General features: G+C 68.9%; 9 protein-coding genes and 1 pseudogene. 8 read left to right on the top strand and 2 right to left on the bottom strand.

All coding sequences use genetic code 11. From position 1 onward, the window contains the following. The 5 genes and pseudogenes from chvE to IE226_RS14450 form a co-directional block, all read left to right on the top strand. Positions 1-1,119, top strand: a complete 1,119-nt coding sequence (chvE, locus tag IE226_RS14470) for a multiple monosaccharide ABC transporter substrate-binding protein (protein ID WP_190081599.1) — start codon at positions 1-3, stop codon at positions 1,117-1,119. 17 nt (positions 1,120-1,136) lie between these two features. Further along, a complete protein-coding gene (gene mmsA / locus IE226_RS14465) occupies positions 1,137-2,675 on the top strand; it encodes a multiple monosaccharide ABC transporter ATP-binding protein (protein WP_308429468.1) in 1,539 nt (512 codons plus the stop codon). Between the two features lie 10 nt (positions 2,676-2,685). Beyond that, positions 2,686-3,915, top strand: coding sequence for a multiple monosaccharide ABC transporter permease (gene mmsB / locus IE226_RS14460; protein ID WP_229870918.1), 1,230 nt, complete (start codon positions 2,686-2,688; stop codon positions 3,913-3,915). Between the two features lie 118 nt (positions 3,916-4,033). Continuing rightward, a complete protein-coding gene (locus IE226_RS14455; protein ID WP_190081597.1) occupies positions 4,034-5,182 on the top strand; it encodes an aldose epimerase family protein in 1,149 nt (382 codons plus the stop codon). A gap of 15 nt (positions 5,183-5,197) precedes the next feature. After that, a pseudogene (locus IE226_RS14450) lies at positions 5,198-6,211 on the top strand (glycoside hydrolase family 43 protein); the annotation flags it as partial. Positions 6,212-6,306: 95 nt separating this feature from the next. Here IE226_RS14450 and yicI read toward each other — a convergent pair. Both yicI and IE226_RS14440 read right to left on the bottom strand, forming a co-directional pair. Continuing rightward, positions 6,307-8,520, bottom strand: coding sequence for an alpha-xylosidase (gene yicI / locus IE226_RS14445; protein WP_190081596.1), 2,214 nt, complete (start codon positions 8,518-8,520; stop codon positions 6,307-6,309). Then, complete coding sequence (locus IE226_RS14440) at positions 8,517-11,444, bottom strand: glycoside hydrolase family 3 C-terminal domain-containing protein (RefSeq protein WP_190081595.1); 2,928 nt, start codon at positions 11,442-11,444, stop codon at positions 8,517-8,519. Before IE226_RS14440 ends, yicI begins: the two co-directional genes overlap by 4 nt. A gap of 296 nt (positions 11,445-11,740) precedes the next feature. On the opposite strand from IE226_RS14440, the gene IE226_RS14435 reads away from it, so the two are divergent. The 3 genes from IE226_RS14435 to IE226_RS14425 are packed head-to-tail and all read left to right on the top strand — an operon-like array spanning position 11,741 to position 15,385. Continuing rightward, the gene (locus IE226_RS14435) at positions 11,741-13,426 is read left to right on the top strand and encodes an extracellular solute-binding protein (protein ID WP_190081594.1); all 1,686 of its coding nucleotides are present in this window, start codon (positions 11,741-11,743) and stop codon (positions 13,424-13,426) included. A 1-nt stretch (position 13,427) separates the two neighbouring features. Next, a complete protein-coding gene (locus IE226_RS14430) occupies positions 13,428-14,462 on the top strand; it encodes an ABC transporter permease (RefSeq protein WP_190081593.1) in 1,035 nt (344 codons plus the stop codon). After that, the gene (locus tag IE226_RS14425; RefSeq protein WP_190081592.1) at positions 14,459-15,385 is read left to right on the top strand and encodes a carbohydrate ABC transporter permease; all 927 of its coding nucleotides are present in this window, start codon (positions 14,459-14,461) and stop codon (positions 15,383-15,385) included. The genes IE226_RS14430 and IE226_RS14425 overlap by 4 nt, the downstream gene beginning before the upstream one ends. Positions 15,386-15,390 lie beyond the last annotated feature (5 nt).

Raw genomic sequence — 15,390 nt, 5'->3', positions numbered from 1 at the left:
ATGAGAACCCGCATATCCCGCGTCCGCCTCACCGCAGCCGTGGCCACCGTCGTCCTGCTCGGCTCACTGACCGCCTGCGGCCAGGAGGCCAAGGGCGGCAGCCGCTACAAGCCGGACGAGGGCAAGGGCAGCACCATCGGTCTCGCGATGCCCACCAAAGCCTCCGAGCGGTGGATAGCCGACGGCAACAACATGGCCAAGCAGTTCAAGAAGGCCGGATACAAGACCGATCTGCAGTACGGCGACAACAAGGTCGAGAACCAGATCGCCCAGCTGGAGAACATGATCACCAAGGGGCGCAGCCTCCTCGTGGTGGCCGCCATCGACGGCTCCGCGCTCAGCGAGGTCCTCCAGCGCGCGCACGACGCGGGTATCCCCGTGATCTCGTACGACCGCCTCATCCTCGGCACGGAGAACGTCGACTACTACGCGTCGTTCGACAACGAGCGCGTCGGCCGCCTGCAAGCCCAGTACATCGTCGACAAGCTGAAGCTGGGCAAGCCGGAGAAGGGCGGCGACGCGCACAACATAGAGCTGTTCGCGGGTTCGCCGAACGACAACAACACGAAGTACTTCTGGAACGGCGCCATGAAGGTGCTCGAGCCGTACTTCAAGAGCGGCCAGCTGACGGTCCGCAGCAAGCAGACGAAGATGAACCAGGCCACCACTCTGGACTGGGACGGCGGCACCGCGCAGAAGCGCATGGACGACCTGATCAGCAAGAACTACGGCTCCGCGAAGGTCGACGCGGTCCTCTCGCCGTACGACGGGATCTCGATGGGCATCATCTCCGCGCTCAAGAGCGCGGGGTACGGCTCCAAGAGCGAGCCTCTGCCGGTGATCACGGGACAGGACGCGGAGCTCGCGTCGGTGAAGTCCATCATCCGCGGCGAGCAGACGCAGACGGTGTTCAAGGACACCCGCAAGCTGGCCGCGCGGACGGTGTCCATGGGCGACGCGGTCCTGAACGACAAGAAGCCGAAGGTCAACAACACCAAGGACTACAACAACGGCAAGAAGACCGTGCCGTCCTTCCTCCTCGACCCGGTCAGCGTGGACAAGTCCAACACCCAACTCCTGGTGGACGAGGGCTACTTCAAGGCCGGGCAGCTCAAGTGAGCGCGCCCGTACTGGAGATGCGCGGCATCACCAAGACGTTCCCCGGCGTCAAGGCGCTCTCCGACGTGAATCTGACCGTGGGCCCCGGGGAGATCCACGCGATCTGCGGCGAGAACGGCGCGGGCAAGTCGACGCTGATGAAGGTCCTCAGCGGCGTCCACGAGCACGGCAGCTACGACGGCGAGATCCACTTCGAGGGCGAGCAGATGGCCTTCAAGGACATCCGCGCCAGCGAGAAGCACGGCATCGTCATCATCCACCAGGAGCTGGCGCTCGTCCCGTATCTGTCCATTGCCGAGAACATCTTCCTCGGCAACGAACAGAGCAGCCGGGGCTTCATCGACTGGAACGACACGCTGCGCAGGGCGAGCGCGCTCCTCAAGCGGGTCGGTCTGAACGAGAAGCCGCAGACTCCGGTGGCCGACATCGGCGTGGGCAAGCAGCAGCTGGTGGAGATCGCCAAGGCCCTGTCGAAGGAGGTGAAGCTGCTCATCCTGGACGAGCCGACGGCCGCCCTGAACGACGAGGACAGCGCGGGGCTCCTCGACCTCATCCTGGAGCTGCGCGACCAGGGCATCGCCTGCATCATCATCTCGCACAAGCTCAACGAGATCAGGGCCATCGCCGACTCGGTGACGATCCTGCGCGACGGGCAGACCATCGAGACCCTGACGGTCCGTGAGACGCCCACCTCGGAACCGCGGTTGTCGGAGGACCGCATCATCCGCGGCATGGTCGGCCGCGACCTCGACCACCGCTTCCCCGACCGCACGCCCTACGAGGGCGAGGACGCGGGATCGCTCGCGCTGTCGGTCGCGGGCTGGACGGTGCGGCATCCGGTCGACCACCACCGCAAGGTCGTCGACGACGTGTCGCTGACCGTGCGGCGCGGCGAGATCGTCGGCATCGCGGGCCTGATGGGCGCGGGCCGGACGGAACTCGCGATGTCCGTGTTCGGGCGCAGTTACGGCCAGTACGTCACCGGCACGGTGGCCGTCGGCGGGCGCGAGGTCCTGACGAAGAACGTGCCCGCCGCCGTCGACGCGGGCATCGCGTACGTCACCGAGGACCGCAAGCAGTACGGCCTCAACCTCATCGACAACATCAACCGCAACATCTCCCTGGCCTCGCTCTCGGGCATGCGGCGCAAGGACGGCTTCGTCGACGAGCACAAGGAACGCTCCGTCTCCGAGCGCTACCGCAAGTCGATGAACATCAAGGCGCCCACCGTCTTCGAGCAGGTGGGGCGGCTCTCCGGCGGCAATCAGCAGAAGGTCGTCCTGAGCAAGTGGATCCACGCCGACCCCGAGGTCCTGATCCTCGACGAGCCGACGCGCGGCATCGACATCGGCGCCAAGTACGAGATCTACACCGTCATCGACAAGCTGGCGGCCTCGGGCAAGGCAGTGCTCTTCATCTCCTCCGAACTGCCCGAGCTGCTCGGGATGTGCGACCGGATCTACACGATGGCCGAGGGCAGGCTGACCGGTGAGGTCGACCGCGCGGACGCCACCCAGGAACTCCTGATGCGCCACATGACCAAGAACAGAAGCTGAGGCATCCGCCATGACCACCACGACCACGCCACCACGTGACGCGTCGTCCACGCCGTCCGCCAAGGAGTCCACGCGTGCCCTGCTGCTGCAGAGCGTGCGCTCCAACATGCGCCAGTACGGCATGCTCGTCGCCCTGGCCTTCATCGTCATCCTGTTCCAGATCTGGACCGACGGCACGCTGCTCCTGCCGAACAACGTGTCCAACCTGATCCAGCAGAACGGCTACATCCTCATCCTGGCCATCGGCATGATGATCGTGATCATCGCCGGTCACATCGATCTGTCCGTCGGCTCGCTGGTCGCCTTCGTGGGCGCCATGTCGGCGGTGATGATGGTCAAACACGACATGCCCTGGGTGCTCGCGCTCGTCCTCTCGCTCCTCATCGGGGCGGTCGCCGGGGCGTGGCAGGGCTTCTTCATCGCCTATGTCGGCATCCCGTCGTTCATCGTGACCCTGGCCGGCATGCTGCTCTTCCGCGGTCTCACGCAGATCGTCCTGGAGGGCCAGTCCCTCTCGCCGTTCCCCGAGGGCTTCCAGAACATCGCCAAGGGGTTCATCCCCGAGATGGGCCCGTACACGCAGTACCACAACCCGACTCTTGTGCTCGGCCTGGTGACGGTCGTGTTCCTGGTCTTCCGCGAGTGGCGCAGCCGCAAGCAGCAGCTGGCCTACGACCTCGACGTGATGCCGACGGGCCTGTGGGCGGCCAAGCTGGTGGCGATCTCCGCCGCCGTCATCGCCTTCACGCTGACCCTCGCCAGCTTCCACGGCGTGCCCATCGTGCTGCTCATCATGTGCGGCCTGCTGATCTCCCTCGGCTACGTGATGCGCAACGCGGTCGTCGGACGTCACGTCTACGCGCTCGGCGGCAACAAGGCGGCGGCGAAGCTCTCCGGCGTCAAGGACAAGCGCGTCACCTTCCTGATCTTCGTCAACATGGGTGTCCTCGCGGCGCTCGCGGGCTGTGTGTACGCCGCCCGGCTCAACGCGGGCACTCCGCAGGCGGGCCTCAACTTCGAACTCGAGGCGATCGCGGCCTCGTTCATCGGCGGCGCGTCGATGAGCGGCGGCGTCGGCACGGTGATGGGCGCCGTGATCGGCGGTCTGGTGCTCGGCGTCCTGAACAACGGCATGTCCCTGGTCAACATCGGGACCGACTACCAGCAGGTCATCAAGGGTCTGGTGCTGCTCGCGGCGGTCGGCTTCGACGTCTGGAACAAGCGCAAGGTCGGTCGTTAGGCGACCGCAGGAAACACGGCCATGAACCCGCGGGCCAGTGGGGGCTGATCGCGCAGTTCCCCGCGCCCCTGACGGGGCCCGGCCATCCCTGACCACAACTGCCCTTTTGGAGCCGTACATGGAAACGAGCAGACGCACCGTTCTGGCCTCGGCCGCCGCCGTCGGACTCACCGCCGCCGTCGCGGGCACGTCGTACGCCTCGGCGGGCCGCACGCCCACCAAGGAGCTCTTCGGGAAGCTGGCCGACGGGACCAAGGTCTACCGCTGGTCCCTCGCCAACGGCGGCACGCGCATGAAGGTGCTGTCGTACGGCGGCATCGTGCAGTCACTCGAACTCCCCGACCGGCACGGCCGGTACACGAACGTCTCCCTCGGCTACGACAACATCGAGGCGTACGTCGCCGGCACCACCTTCTTCGGCGCGCTGATCGGCCGCTACGGCAACCGCATCGCCAAGGGCCGCTTCACCCTGGACGGCAAGACGCACCAGCTTTCCGTGAACGACGGAGACAACAGCCTGCACGGCGGGGCCAAGGGCTTCGACACGCGGGTGTGGGACGTGGAGCCGTTCAAGGACGCCTCCGGCGTCGGCCTGCGCATGCGCTACACGAGCGTCGACGGCGAGATGGGCTATCCCGGGACGCTGCGGGTGACCGTGACGTACACGCTCGACTCGCGCGGCGACTGGCGCATCGACTACGCGGCCACCACGGACAAGGCCACCGTGGTGAACCTGACGAACCACACCTACTACAACCTCGCGGGCGAGGGCAGCGGCGACATCCTGGGGCACGAACTGACCCTGGCCGCCGGCCGGTACACGCCCACCGACGCCGGTCTCATCCCGACCGGCGAGCTGGCGAAGGTGGCGGGCACGCCCTTCGACTTCCGGCGGGCCAAGACCGTCGGCGAGGACATCCGCGTCTCGCACCCGCAGCTGGTGACCGCCAAGGGCTTCGACCACAACTGGGTCCTCGACAAGGGCATCACCAAGGGTCCCGAGCACTTCGCGACGCTGCGGGACCCGGAGTCGGGGCGCGGCATGAAGATCGCCACGACCGAGCCGGGCGTGCAGTTCTACTCGGGGAACTTCCTCGACGGCACCCTCACGGGGCCTTCGGGGCGCACCTACCGGCAGGGCGACGGACTCTGCCTGGAGACGCAGCACTTCCCGGACTCCCCCAACCAGCCCAAGTTCCCCTCGACGGTGCTGCGCCCCGGTCAGACCTACCGGTCGAGCACGGTGCACAGCTTCTCGGCGCGCTGAGACGTGCGTACAAGAATGCTGATCCCGCTCCTTGCCCTGATGGCCGGTCTGCTCGCAACTCCCGCGCACGCGGAGCCGGCCCATGCCGAGCAGAAGTACGCGGGTTACCTCTTCAGCTACTTCACCGGTGAGGGCACCGCGGACGGCGAGCAGATCCGCATGGCCCTCAGCCGCGGCAACGACCCCACGCGGTACCGGGAGCTGAACGGCGGCAAGCCCGTGCTCACCTCGCAGCTCGGCACCAAGGGGTTGCGTGACCCGTTCATCATCCGTTCGCCGAAGGGCGACAAGTTCTACCAGATCGCCACCGACCTGCGGATGTACGGCGGGAACGGCGGCAGTTGGGACCAGGTGCAGCGCACCGGCAGCAAGTCGGTCATGGTGTGGGAGTCCACCGACCTGGTGCACTGGACCGACCAGCGTCTGGTGAAGGTCGCCCCTGACACGGCGGGCAACACCTGGGCCCCCGAGGCGTACTACGACCAGAAGCTGAAGTCGTACGTCGTCTTCTGGGCGTCCAAGATCTACGGCACCGACGACCCGGACCACACCGGATCGACGTACAACAAGATGCTGTACGCGACGACGAAGGACTTCCGCGGCTTCGGCAAGCCCAAGGTGTGGAACGACCCGGGGTACTCGGTGATCGACTCCACCGTGGTCAAGGACGGCCGCGACTACTACCGCTTCACCAAGGACGAACGGGACCCCGCTTCCGGCACGCCCTGCTCGAAGTTCATCACCGCGGAGAAGTCGCGGACCCTGACGGACACGTCGTACGACTTCGTGGCCGACTGCATCGGGAAGGGCGTGATCGACCGGGGTGAGGGCCCCGCGGTGTTCAAGGCCAACACCGGGGACAAGTGGTACATGCTCATCGACGAGTTCGGCGGGCGCGGTTATGTGCTCTTCGAGACGACGGACCTGGCGTCGGGTCAGTGGACCGAGACCAAGAACGCGGCCCTGCCCGCGGGCGCCCGGCACGGCACGGTGCTGCCGGTGACACAGGCGGAGTACGACCGGCTGCTCGGCACCTGAGCAGCCGCGCACACGAGTACGTGGCACAGAGCCGCGGCACGGCCTCACCCGGTCGTGCCGCGGCTCCGTTCTGTCCCGCGACGGTCCTACAGCCTCCGCACCCGGAAGGTGCAGTCGGCTCCGTGCGAGGTGACCCGGACCCCGTCGCCGTCCCGTGCCGCGCGGAGGACGGCCGCGGGCCGGCCCGCCAGGTCGGGCACGGTGACCTCCGTGCCGTCCGCCGTGCCCGGCGCGACCAGGAGGGTGAGGTCTCGCAGCCAGTCCCCGTCCGGGCGCCGGTCGTCGGAGCCGAGCGGGAGCAGGGCGCCGGGGCGTACGTACAGGGGCAGGCTGTCGAAGCCGTGGGTCTCGCGGCGCCAGCCCGGGCCCCGAACGCTCTGGCCGGTCAGCAGGTGGGTCCAGATGCCTTCGGGGACGTAGAACTCGACGTCTCCTTCGACGGTGAAGACGGGGGCGACCAGGAGGTCGGGGCCGAGCATGTACTGCCGGTCGAGGGTGCGGCAGGCGGGGTCGTCCGGGAACTCCAGGAGCATCGGGCGCATGACGGGGACGCCCGTGCGGTGGGCCTCCGCGGCGGCCCCGTACAGGTACGGCATGAGGCGGTGCTTGAGGAGCGTGAACTCGCGGGCCACCTCGACCGCTTCGTCACCGAACGCCCACGGCACCCGGTAGGAGACGTTGCCGTGCAGGCGGCTGTGCGAGGAGAGCAGGCCGAAGGCGAGCCAGCGCTTGAAGACCGCCGGGTCGGGTGTGCCCTCGAAGCCGCCGATGTCGTGGCTCCAGAAGCCGAAGCCGGAGAGCGAGAGGGAGAGGCCGCCGCGCAGCGACTCGGCCATCGCGCCGAGCGAGGCGAAGCAGTCGCCGCCCCAGTGCACCGGGAACTGCTGGCCGCCCGCCGTCGCGGAGCGGGCGAAGAGGACCGCCTCTCCCGGGCCGCGTTCCTTCTCCAGGAGTTCGAAGACCGTGCTGTTGTAGAGCTGCGCGTAGTAGTTGTGCATGCGCTCGGGGTCCGAGCCGTCGTGCCAGACGACATCGGTGGGGACGCGTTCGCCGAAGTCCGTCTTGAAGCAGTCGACGCCCTGGTCGAGCAGGCCGCGCAGCAGGCCCGCGTACCAGTCGCGCGCGGCCGGGTTCGTGAAGTCCACGAGCGCCATGCCCGGCTGCCACAGGTCCCACTGCCAGACGTCGCCGTTCGGCCGCCGGACGAGGTAGCCGCTGGCCGCGGCCTCGGCGAACAGCCCGGACTTCTGCGCGATGTACGGATTGATCCACACGCTGACCTTCAGGCCACGCTCGCGGAGCCTGCGCAGCATGCCCTCGGGGTCGGGGAAGACGTCCGGGTCCCAGCGGAAGTCGGACCACTGGTACTCGCGCATCCAGAAGCAGTCGAAGTGGAAGACGCTCAGCGGGATGTCGCGCTCGGCCATGCCGTCGACGAAGGCCGTGACGGTGTCCTCGTCGTAGGGCGTGCAGAAGGACGTCGTCAGCCACAGGCCGAACGACCAGGCGGGCGGCAGCGCGGGGCGGCCGGTCAGGCCGGTGTAGCGGCGCAGGACGTCCTTGGGCCCCGGCCCCGCGATGACGTAGTACTCGATCGACTGATCCTCGACGCTGAACTGGACCTGGCCGACGGACTCGGAGCCGATCTCGTAGGAGACCTTGCCGGGGTGGTTGACGAAGACGCCGTAGCCGCGCGAGGAGAGGTGGAAGGGGATGTTCTTGTAGGCCTGCTCGCTGCTGGTGCCGCCGTCGGCCTGCCAGATGTCGACGCTCTGGCCGTTCTTGACGTACGGGGTGAAGCGTTCGCCGAGGCCGTAGATGTGCTCGCCGACGCCCAGGGCGAGCTGGCCGATCATGTGGTGACTGCCGTCGGGCGCGAGGGCGAAGCCGGTGCCCCTGCGCTCGACGGCGGTCAGGCGCTGCCCGTCGGCGTCGAGGAATTCGAGACCCCGGGGGCCCGCGGAGTCGAGGCGCACGGTGAGCGGTCCGCTGACGAGTTCGGTGACGGTGCCTTCGCGCTTGACGATGCCCGCGCCCTCGGTGGCGTTCAGGGCGAAGTCGGGCCCGGGCGCGGCCTTCCCGGCGTGGTGTGTCGCGCGGACGCCGATCACGCCCTCGGCGGGTGAGAAGCATTCGACGGTGATGAGCGGCGTGTTGAGGGTGTCGCCGCGCTCGCGCACGTGGTGGACGGCGGCGTACGCCGTGAACCGTCCGTCGCCCTCGCGTATGTCGCGCACGTCGGTCGCGTACGAGGCGCGCACCCCGTCACGCATCAGCCAGAAGCCGTCGGTGAACTTCATGCGGTCTCCCTTCGCCGGGCGGTGGCGGTGGCGTCGGCGGCCCCGGTTGCGTCGGCGGTCGCGGTGAAGGTGAGCTCCGCGAGCCGCAGGTGCCCGCGCAGCCGCACGCGCAGGTCTCGTACACCGGCGGCGGTGAAGCCGGAGGTGTGCCGGGCGTAGTCGTAGACGCCGCCGGTGGCCGGGACGGTGACGGTGGTGGCGGTGCTGCCCGATATGAGGTCGACGGCGCCCGCTCCCGCCACCTCGACGGAGACGGTGCCGACCCCGTCTCCGAAGTCGCAGGCGTGGAAGAGCAGTTCACCCGTGCCGCCGTCGATCGCGTGCACGGCGTCGCCGCTCGTCCTGGACCGGTCGACGATCTCGGTGCCCTTCTGTTCGTCGTACGCCGTCGCCGTCAGGCCGCTCTCGCGCACCGGCCTCGCGGTGATCGGGTCGCCTCCGATGTCGACGGTCGCCGTGAGCCTGATGTCGTCGCTCGACGCGCCCGCGAGCACCTCGTACGCGCCGGGCGCCACGGCCCAGCGGTCGTGCCGCACGTCCCAGAACCCCAGCTCGGACAGCGGAAGCCGGAACTCGATGCGACGCTCCGCCCCGGCCGCGAGGTGGACACGGCGGTGCGCGGCGAGCTGCCGGTGCGGCAGCGCGGGGGCCCCGGCGGCATCGCGGGGGGCCCGGGTGTAGAGCTGGGCCACCTCGTCCGCGGCGACAAGGCCGGTGTTGGTGACGGTGAACGCGACCCGGAGCACCTCCCCCTCGCGGTCGGCCGCCAGATCGCCGTACGCGAAGGAGGAGTAGCCGAGGCCGTGCCCGAACGGGTAGAGCGGGGTGCCGTCGAAGTAGAGGTAGGTCTGCCGGGAGCCGATGACGTCGTAGTCGAGCAGGTCGGGCAGGTCGGCGTCGGTGGCGTACCAGGTCTGCGGCAGGCGTCCGGCCGGGGAGACGTCGCCGGCGATGATCCGGGCGAGCGCGGTGCCCGCGGCCTGTCCGCCGTGCGCGGTCCACAGCAGCGCGGGCAGCTGGTCGTGGGCGTCGGCGACCGCGTAGGGATAGGCGGAGACCAGGGCGAGCGCGGTGCGGGGGTTGGCGGCCCGTGCCGCGCGCCACAGCCGCTCCTGGTGGGGCGGCAGGTCGAGCGTCGTGCGGTCCTCGGTCTCGCGGCCGTTGATGTGGGGATCGTTCCCCGCGACGACGATCACGACGTCCGCCTGCGCGGCGGCGCGGGCCACGGCGTCCTCGCCGCGCTCCAGGAACTCGACGGTGAAGAGCTCGGGCTCGTCGGCAACCTGCACGCCGTCGGCGGCGACAGAGACGTACCCACCCGTCCCCGTGTGCTCGATGAGGTACCCGTCCCCGTGGTCGACCAGTGCGAACGTCTCCTGTACGACCCAGCCGCCGGGCTGGTCCGCCGACGCGCGCACGTAGCCGTCGTCGGCGACCGAGAGATAGCGGCCGTCGGGGGCGCGCAGCGTCCATGTGCCCGCTCCCCAGTCGACGAGGGCGAACTCGCTCGGCTCGGGGCCGCAGGTCAGCGGCGCCAGATCGGTGCGGCCCGTGAGCAGGGCCGGGTCCAGGGCGGCCCCGGCGTCCTGTGCGCGGCTGTCCGTGCCGGAGCCGGGTGCGGGGTCCGGCACCCGCAGCCATCCCGCCGCGCACCTCAGGCGCACGCGGTCGACGCCTTCGGCGAAGGTGACGCGGTCGGCGCCGAACCGTTCGCGCAGTCCGTCGAGGGGGGTGCTGCGGCGGATCAGGGTTCCGCTGTACCAGTCGGTCTTGCACTCGTCGGCGAGGAGTCCGACGACCGCGATCGAGGTGTCCTCGGGCAGCGGGAGCAGTCCGTCGTTCTTCAGCAGGACGACGGCCTGCTCGGCGGCCTCCCGCGCGAGCTCGCGGTGTGCGGGGGTGTCGAAGGCGTAAGTGGCCGGGTCCGCGTACGGGCCTTGGCCGGGGTCGAACTCGCCGAGCCCGAAGCGCACGGACAGGTGGCGCCGTACCGCGGTGTCGATGTCGGCCTCGCTCAACAGGCCTCTTTCCAGGGCGCGTTGGACGCGCCCGGTGATGACGCTCGCGTCGGTTCCGTGGTCGGTGAAGCTGTCCACGCCCGCGGCGAGCGCCGCCGCGGTGGCCTCCTCGTGGGTGTCGAAGTACTTCTCGGAGTCGACGAGGTTGCTGGGCGCGCCCGCGTCGGAGCAGACGAGCAGATCGTGGTCGGTCCAGGTCCGCAGCTGCTCGCGCAGGTACGGCGAGACGTGGTTGGGGCGGCCGTTGACCAGGTTGTACGCGGGCATCACGCCGGCCACGGCGCCCGCCTCGACGGCGGCGCGGAAGGCGCGCAGGTCGTACTCGTGCAGGACGCGGGGGCGCACGGAGGAGGAGGACGTGTCGCGGTGTGTTTCGTTGTTGTGCGCCAGCCAGTGCTTGAGCACGGGGGCGGTGCGCCAGTGGTGCGGGTGGTCGCCCCGCAGGCCGCGGGTGTAGGCGACGGCGATCGCGGAGGTGAGCCGGGGGTCCTCGGAGTAGCCCTCCTCGTTCCTGCCCCACAGCGGATGGCGGAGCAGGTTCACCGTCGGCGCCCAGAGGTTGAGGCCGACGCGGTCGTCCCCGGCGCGCATGGTGCGCGCCTCGGTGGAGACGGCCTCGCCGATCCGGCGCACGAGATCGTCGTTCCAGGTGGCGCCGAGGCCGACGGCCTGCGGGAAGACGGTGGCGGGGCCCATCCAGGCGACGCCGTGCAGGGCTTCCTGTCCGGTGCGGAAGGGGGCGATGCCGAGCCGCTCGACGGCGGGCGCGAACTGGTGCAGGAGCGCGATGCGTTCGCCGGTGGTCAGCCGGGACAGCAGGTCGTCCACGCGCTGGTCCAGGGGCAGTTCGGGGTCGCGGAAGGGCAGCGGCTGCGGGGCACGGAGCGGCGGCGGGCTTGCGGTCACGTACGGATCCCCCTGGCGGGCGGCGAGCGGCGGGCACGGAAAGACAGCACATGCTTCGAAGCGCTTCGATGCTGGGTGCCACCGAAGCTCATGTCAAGGTGGCCGACATCAAGCTCCCCGCACACCAACCGAGTTGGGCGCTCAGGACGCACTCCCGCGCCTCTCGAAGGAATTGCGGAACGAGTCTTGTTACGGCTCAAGCCTTCACTTAACCTCGCAGCAACATCGAAGCGCTTCGAATGCCGACCGGCGGTGACCGCCGTGTGTCCGGGCACGCGCCACGAAGGGTTGACGCAATGACGCCGAACTCCTCCTCCGACAGCTCTCGTTCGAGCCGGAGATCTTTCCTCGCCTCATCCGGTCTCGCCGCGCTTGTCGTGGCCGGCGGGGCCCCGCTGCTCACGGCCTGCGGCGGCAGCGGGTCGAAGAACGAGGGCACCACGACGGGGAAGAAGCTCAAGGACCTGCTCCCCGCGTACGTCGCCTCGGAGCTGACGGGCCCGGACATCCCCGCCAAGAACGGCTCGGCGGCGGGCTTCACCAAGGCGCTGCCCGCCTCCGAGCTCAAGCAGTCGGTGCCGGAGAAGCTCGGCAAGGGCGGTGAGTTCACCGTCATGGCACCGATCTGGGGGAACGTGCCCAAGCAGGGCAATCCCTACTGGACGGCGATGGACGAGGCCGCCGGTGTCCGCGTCAAGTGGCAGAACCAGCAGGGCGACACGTACGGCCAGAAGCTGGGCGCCGTCCTCGCCTCCAGCGGTGTGCCGGACGCCGTGGTGGTGCCCGGCTGGGAGCTGACCGGCAAGATACCGAGCGCCGTCGCCAACAAGTTCGCCGACCTCGGCCCGTATCTGAGCGGCGACAAGGTCAAGGAGTACCCGAACCTCGCCGCGATCCCCACCGGTGCCTGGCAGCGCTCCATCTTCGGCGGAAAGCTGCGCGGCCTGCCGATGCCCGCCGCGACCACGCCGAACATCGCGCCGTTCTACCGCACGGACCTCTTCGAGAAGGAGGGGCTCGAAGCACCCACCAGCGCGCAGGAGTTCTACGACCTGTGCAAGCAGCTCAACGCCCCCAAGAGCAAGGTGTGGGCGTGCGGCGACATGAGCTGGGCGGCGTGGAACATCTTCGGCGTGCTCCCGGAGAAGCCGTACTACTGGAAGCTCGTCGACGGCAAACTCGTCAACCGCTACGAGACCGACGAATACCTCGAAGCCCTGGAGTGGTCGCGCACGCTCTACTCGGCGGGCTTCGTCCACCCCGACGCGAAGGCCGAGGCCGGCAGCATCGGCGACCTGTGCGCGGCGGGCAAGGTCTGGATGTACTGCCAGGACCTCTCCGACTGGTACGGCAAGGCGGCCGTGCAGCGCGTGGACAACAAGAAGTTCCGCATGGAGGCGTTCGACTACTTCGCCGCCGACGGCGGCGCGCCCACCCTGTACGCGCGTCCGCCGGCCGACATCTGGACGTTCATCAGCGAGAAGGCCGACGAGAAGACCGTCCGCGACATCCTCGCCCTCGCCAACTTCACGGCCGCTCCCTACGGCTCCAAGGAGCAGCGCCTGCGCATGTACGGTGTCGAGGGCGTCCACCACACGTTCGAGGACGGCGTCCTCACCAAGAACGGCAAGGGCAACAACGAGGTCTTCTCGACGTACGAGTACCTGGCCTCGCCCGCGCCCTTCGTCGCCTATCCCGATCTGCCGGACGTCACCGAGGGCATGGTCGAGTGGCAGCAGCGGCAGGGCGCGCACACGAAGAAGCCGCTCTTCCACGGCATGATGATCATCGAGCCGACCCGGTACACCGAGCTGAACGCCGAGTTCGAGGACCTGGAGAAGGACATCGTGCGGGGCCGCAAGAAGGTCTCCGACATGCAGCAGGCGGCGTCGGACTGGAAGTCGGGCGGCGGCGACAAGCTGCGCGACTGGTACAAGAAGCTCCTCGATGAGGCCGGGGCGTCCGGCGACGCGGCCTCCTGACATGGCCCAGAGCACGACTCACGCGCGCGAGGCCACCACCGGGCGGGCACCCTCCGAAGCCGCCGCACCCGCCGGACCCCCGCCCCGAACGAAGAAGAAGGCACCCGCCCGCGTCCCGCTGCGGCACCGGCTGCGCCGCGACCGCGTGCTGCTCCTGATGGTGCTGCCGGCGCTGCTGCTCCTGCTCGTCTTCAACTACGTGCCGCTGATCGGCAACGTCGTCGCCTTCCAGGACTACGACCCCTATATCGCCGACAACGCGTTCCAGGCGATGACGCAGAGCCCTTGGGTCGGCGTCGAGCACTTCCGGCACATGGTCGAGGACCGGCTGTTCTGGCAGGCGGTCAGGAACACCTTCGCGATCTTCGCGATCCAGCTGACGCTGTTCTTCCCGCTGCCGATCGCGCTCGCGCTGTTCATCAACAGCTTCGTGCGGCCGAGGGTGCGGGCGGTCGCCCAGGCGATCTTGTACCTCCCGCACTTCTTCTCCTGGGTCCTGGTCATCACGGTCTTCCAGCAGATGTTCGGCGGGGCGGGCCTGGTCGCGCAGGTCCTGCGCGACCACGGGCACGAGGGCTTCGACCTCATGACCGACCCGGGCCTGTTCAAGTTCCTGGTCACCTTCGAGATGGTCTGGAAGGACGCGGGCTGGGGCGTCATCGTCTTCCTCGCCGCGCTCGCCGCCGTCAGCCCCGACCTGTACGAGGCCTCGGCGATGGACGGCGCCAACCGCTGGCGGCGCATGTGGCACATCCAGCTGCCCGCGCTGCGCCCGGTGGTGGCCCTGCTGCTCGTGCTCCAGGTCGGCAACGCGCTCACGGTCGGCTTCGAACAGATCCTGTTGCAGCGCGCCGCCGTGGGTGCCACGGCCTCCGAGGTCCTCGACACCTATGTGTGGAACACCGGCCTGGACAACGGCAACTTCGGCTACGGCGCCGCCATCGGCATCGTCAAGGGCGTCTTCGGCCTCCTGATGGTGCTCGGGGCCAACAAGGCAGCCCACCTCATGGGCGAGCAGGGGGTGTACAAGCGGTGAGCGTGCTGAACTTCGGCATCAAGCCCGGCAGCAGGTCAGGGCTGCGCCCGGTGTGGGAGGAGCCGCCGACCCGGGCCGGCCTCGCCACCAAGGGCGTGACACTGACGCTGGTCTGCCTGGCGGTTCTCTTCCCGGTGTGGGTGGTGGTCGTCACCAGCCTCTCGTCCGTCAGGACGATCACGCAGACCGGTGGCCTGGTGGTGATCCCGCGCGGGGTCACGTTCGTCCACTACCAGGAGCTGCTCGGCGGCGGCCAGGTGTCGCGTGCGGCGCTGGTCAGTGTGGGTGTCACGGTCATCGGCACGCTGTTCAGCATGGTGGTGTCCGTCCTGTGCGCGTACGGTCTCTCACGCCCGGGGTCGGTCCTGCACCGCCCGATCCTGCTCGTCATCGTCGCCACCATGTTCTTCGGCGCCGGACTCATTCCCACCTATCTGGTGGTGCAGGGCCTCGGCCTCACCGACACCTACCTGTCACTGATCCTGCCGAGCGCCTTGAACGTCTTCAACATCCTCGTCCTGCGGGCGTTCTTCATGGGCACGGCACAGGAGCTGGTCGAGAGCGCCCGCATCGACGGCGCCGGTGACCTGCGCATCCTGTGGAAGATCGTCATGCCGCTCTCCCGCGCGGTGATCGCCGTCATCACCCTCTTCTACGCGGTGGGCTACTGGAGCGCCTGGTTCAACGCGTCGATCTACCTCAGCGACCCCGACATGATGCCGCTGCAGAACGTCATGCAGCAGCTGGTGATCAAGCAGCAGAAACCGACGGGGCTCTCCCAGGCGATCAACACCGGGCATCTGTCGCCGCTCGCCATCCAGATGGCCGTGATGGTCCTGGCGCTCCTGCCGGTAGCCGTCCTCTCGCCGTTCGTGCAGCGGCATTTCAAGCAGGGCATGCTCACCGGCGCGGTGAAGGGCTGACCCAC

Source organism: Streptomyces longisporoflavus, assembly GCF_014649775.1.
GTDB lineage: Bacteria > Actinomycetota > Actinomycetes > Streptomycetales > Streptomycetaceae > Streptomyces > Streptomyces longisporoflavus.
This window is presented reverse-complemented; position numbering and strand designations above follow the sequence as displayed.

Coding starts and splice junctions, on each gene's coding strand:
- yicI (WP_190081596.1), bottom strand. CDS start 8,520: ATGAAGTTCACCGACGGCTTCTGGCTGATGCGTGACGGGGTGCGCGCC.
- mmsB (WP_229870918.1), top strand. CDS start 2,686: ATGACCACCACGACCACGCCACCACGTGACGCGTCGTCCACGCCGTCC.
- mmsA (WP_308429468.1), top strand. CDS start 1,137: ATGCGCGGCATCACCAAGACGTTCCCCGGCGTCAAGGCGCTCTCCGAC.
- IE226_RS14435 (WP_190081594.1), top strand. CDS start 11,741: ATGACGCCGAACTCCTCCTCCGACAGCTCTCGTTCGAGCCGGAGATCT.
- IE226_RS14430 (WP_190081593.1), top strand. CDS start 13,428: ATGGCCCAGAGCACGACTCACGCGCGCGAGGCCACCACCGGGCGGGCA.
- IE226_RS14455 (WP_190081597.1), top strand. CDS start 4,034: ATGGAAACGAGCAGACGCACCGTTCTGGCCTCGGCCGCCGCCGTCGGA.
- chvE (WP_190081599.1), top strand. CDS start 1: ATGAGAACCCGCATATCCCGCGTCCGCCTCACCGCAGCCGTGGCCACC.